The sequence below is a fragment of the Arachnia propionica genome (assembly GCF_003932785.1).
In the GTDB taxonomy this organism is placed as follows: Bacteria; Actinomycetota; Actinomycetes; order Propionibacteriales; family Propionibacteriaceae; genus Arachnia; species Arachnia propionica_B.
In genome coordinates this window covers 1-1,297 of record NZ_RQYT01000105.1, presented here as the reverse complement: position 1 = coordinate 1,297, position 1,297 = coordinate 1, and the positions used below count along the sequence as shown (strand labels likewise).

Genomic DNA, 1,297 nt, shown 5'->3' with positions numbered 1-1,297 from the left:
GCGCGGGTCAGTCGGCCTTTCTGGTCGCGTTCGAGGGTGGCGGTGGCGAGTCCGGGATGGGTGACCTGGGTGATGTTCCCGGCCGGGTCACGCTGATAGGCCGTGGCTGCCCCGTTGGGGGTGGTGATGCTGGTGGTCCATCCGTCGACATCATGGGTCCAACAGGTGGTGTGGTCGCCTCGAGCGTGTTGCTGTAGGAGGCCGCGGGGATCGTAGGTGAGGACGTGGGTGACGGGGTGGTCGGGGTTGGAGTGGTCCTCGACCTGGACCTGCCGGGCCGCGGCGTTTCTGGTGATGTGGGAGAACGTGGCCCCGTCGATGGTGGTGGTGGTTTCCAGTCCCGCCTGGTCGTAGCTGGTTTCGACGACGTGGCCGTCCGCATCGACGCTGCGGATCAGTCGTCCGGCGGGATCGTAACCCCATGTGGTGGTGGCGCCGAGGGGGTTGGTGGTGCTGAGGCAGCGGTCCATGGGGTCGAAGACATGGTGGCTGACCGCGCCCAGGGGGTCGGTGACGGTGACCGCGCGCCCGTTGAGGTCATAGGTGTAGCGGGTGACGCCACCATTGCCCGCCACCGCGGCTGTGAGTTGGCCGGCTGGGTCGTAGCGGAACCGTCGTAGCCCGTTCCTGGGGTCACGGGTCTCGATGACCCGGCCGGTTTTGTCGTAGACCCACCGGTAGGAGCCTGCGCCGGGGGAGAAACGAGCCACCACACGGCCGCAGGGGTCGTAGCGGGTCCAGCCCTTCTCACCGGTGGGCCAGATCTCTTCGATGAGTTGGGAATCCTGGTTGTAGTTGAGGGTGGTGCGGAATCCGAGTTCGTTGCGGATCCCCGCGACCCGGCCACACGAGTCGTAGTCGTAGCGCAGTGATGCGCCCGAGGGGCGGCGGATCCGGGTCGGGCGGCCTGCCGGGTCACGGTCAATCCGGGTGGAGCCACCTGCGGGGTCGGTGTATTCGACTGGCCGACCAGCGCGGTCGTACCTGATGCGGGTTTCAGACCCATCCGGCAGAGTTTCACGGATCTGGCGGCCCCACACATCCAGCTGGATGATGCTGGAGGCGTGGGCGTCACCGATGGTGATCTCCTGGGCCTGGGTGTTGTGGTGTTGGTATGCCCGCACCCCTGACGGGTCAATCGTTTCGTTGAGGCGGCCGTACTGGTCGTAGCAGCGCTGCCACACCCCACCAGACGGATCGATGCTCTGGCGGAGGCGGGACATGGCGTCGTGGGTGAATTCCCAGGTCGCGCCATCGGGCAGCTGGACCCGGTTGATGTTGCCCAGATCATCACAGT

General features: G+C 66.5%; 1 pseudogene. It reads right to left on the bottom strand.

The annotated features are described in order from the left end of the window. Positions 1 to 1,297, bottom strand: a pseudogene (locus EII35_RS15430) (hypothetical protein); the annotation flags it as partial.